Raw genomic sequence first — 2,530 nt, forward strand, 5'->3', positions numbered from 1 at the left:
ACAGCGTTCTTGCCAAGGCGCAGGAAGTCGACGTGGATGATGAAGTCGCGGACAGGCTCGAACTGCACATCACGCGGAATGACGCGCTCTTTCTTGCCATCCAGCTCGATATCAATCGCCTGGCTCATGAAAGTGCCGGTCTGGTAGAGTGCGGTCACGTCCTTGTAGGGGACAGTGATGAGTTCGGGGGATTTCTTTTCGCCGTAAATGACGGCGGGAACGCGACCTTCGCGACGAAGCGACCGAACAGCCCCCTTGCTGCTCTTCTCGCGCGTCTCGGCCTTGAGCGTCGTGGTCTCGACCATGACCAATTCTCCAATGAAAACGGGGCCTTAAGAGGCCCGCGTGCATAGCCTGCAAGTCTCCTCCAGGGGTGTGGAAGTGCAGGATCGCGCGCCTTATAGCGCCTGGGCTATGAAAACTCAACCGAAGAGGAGGGCGGCCCGGCCGGTCCCGGAGCCCCGAAATCAGTCGAAAAGGCTCGAAACGGAGCGTTCCTCGGCCGTGCGGCGCATGGCCTCGCCGATCAGCGGGGCGATGGAGACGACGCGGATATTGTGGCTCACACGGACGGCCTCGGTCGCCTGGATCGAATCCGTGATGACCAGTTCCTTGAGCTTTGAGGCTGAAACGCGGGCAACCGCGCCGCCTGACAGCACGCCATGCGTGACATAGGCGGAAACTTCGGTGGCGCCTTGCTGGAGCAGGGCTTCGGCGGCATTGCAGAGCGTGCCGGCGCTATCCACGATATCGTCAACGAGAATGCAGGAACGGCCCGCCACATCGCCGATGATGTTCATGACCTCGGACTCGCCCGCGCGTTCGCGGCGCTTGTCCACGATGGCGAGGTCAGCGCCGATGCGCTTTGCGATGGCGCGGGCGCGGACCACGCCGCCCACGTCGGGCGACACCACCATCACGCCATTATCTGTCTTGTAGTGCTGCTGAATATCGCGCGTCAGCACCGGGGCGGCGAAGAGGTTGTCGGTCGGAATATCGAAGAAGCCCTGGATCTGGCCTGCATGGAGGTCCAGCGTCAGCACACGGTCAGCGCCCGCCGTGGTGACGAGGTTTGCCACCAGCTTCGCCGAGATGGGGGTGCGGGCACCGGGTTTGCGGTCCTGCCGCGCATAGCCGAAATAGGGGATGACCGCCGTGATGCGCCGCGCGGAAGCCCGCCGCAGCGCGTCGATGATGATGAGAAGCTCCATCAAATGGTCATTGGCGGGGTAGGAAGTGGACTGGATCACGAAGACGTCCTCGCCGCGGACGTTCTCCTGAATTTCCACGAAGACTTCCATGTCGGCGAAGCGGCGCACGACGGATTTCGTGAGGGGCAGGTTCAGATAGGAGGCAATGGCCTCGGCAAGCGCCCGGTTGGAGTTGCCCGCTACGAGTTTCATGCCGAGATTCCTGCTTTAAAAAGCCTCACCGTATGGCGAGATACGAAGCCCCAATTCGGAAGCGCCGCCCGGATGTGAATATCCGGTGACGGCGCGAGCGCGTTTTAACAAGGGGGTCAGTCCCTGTAAACTGGCAAACCCGAGAGCAGAATCGCCATTGCGGATCATTGGTGAACCTTAGTGGCGGGAAGCGACCCGCGCGGCTGCGGGTTCCAGAATGGCGATGACGCCTTTTGCGGCAGCCTCAGCGGCACTTTTCGCAAGCTCTCCCCATTCTCCCGCGATTTCCTGCGCTCTCAGTGCCTGCTTTTGATGGACCTCGCCAAGCATTGTTCCTTCTGCCGATTTCAGCACCCAGTGGAGATCGACATCGAGGCGGCCGTCGGGGCGCGAGGCGGTGGCAATATTACCTTCAACGCTGAAATCGCCGCCCCGCATCCAGGTCAATTTCCGAGACTGCTCGGCGAGCTGGCTTTCGAGTGCCCGGGTGAGCGCGCGTGCCCCATCACCAGGCGCGGGGCCGGTCGAGACGCGGAAGCGCGGCGCGACGATGCTTGCGGTGAGAAGGTTTGCATTCGGGTCTGTCGAGACGAGCGTATAGGAAGCAGGCGGCGACCATGCGGCGTACCATTGCGAGACGCGCTGTGCCGTGGAGGCGGCGAAGCGGCGAAGCCCCGCCTCGCTCATTGCTTCCGGCCTTGTGCCTGACAATGTTGCCTCATTGAGCAGGCGGTGGAGCGGCTTTCCCTCCTTGTCGGCAATGTCGATCACGGCGATGACATAGGTACTGCCCTCTGCCTCGCCTGCGCCGAGCGCGCCGCCAATGATGACGGGAGGGTTGCCCGCGCGCGCCGTTTCTTCGGCGAGCAGGCGGGCAAAGAGTGCGGCTTCGGTCGGGAGGACTGCCTCGAGCGGGACGATATTGATGGAGCGGGCGTTGAACGCTGTCGCCGTGGCGCTTTCCTGTTCGGCGCTGGCTCTGTCGGATGCGGCATCATCCACGCAGGCGGCGCTGGCGAGAATGGCGATGGCAGCGAAGGCGCGCAGACGTCTTGCGGCGCGCTCGCGCATTTGCATGGCTGCGGCTGGCTTTTCTGCTAAATGCACTTTCCGCTTGTCCCGCTTCC

3 protein-coding genes are annotated in these 2,530 nt (G+C 62.8%); all 3 read right to left on the reverse strand.

What is annotated here, in order from left to right:
• Positions 1–305 (reverse strand): 50S ribosomal protein L25 (locus WBF74_RS04045; RefSeq protein ID WP_424435544.1); only part of this gene is annotated, 305 nt, incomplete at its 3' end.
• A 162-nt stretch (positions 306–467) separates the two neighbouring features.
• Complete coding sequence (locus tag WBF74_RS04050) at positions 468–1,403, reverse strand: ribose-phosphate pyrophosphokinase (protein WP_424435547.1); 936 nt, start codon at positions 1,401–1,403, stop codon at positions 468–470.
• Between the two features lie 177 nt (positions 1,404–1,580).
• The coding region (locus tag WBF74_RS04055; protein WP_424435550.1) for a hypothetical protein at positions 1,581–2,530 on the reverse strand (950 nt) is incomplete at its 5' end.

Source organism: Parvibaculum sp. (assembly GCF_049672805.1).
Lineage (GTDB): Bacteria > Pseudomonadota > Alphaproteobacteria > Parvibaculales > Parvibaculaceae > Parvibaculum.

Excerpts from the sequence above, each read along its gene's own strand:
- WBF74_RS04050 (WP_424435547.1), bottom strand. The coding sequence starts at position 1,403 with ATGAAACTCGTAGCGGGCAACTCCAACCGGGCGCTTGCCGAGGCCATT.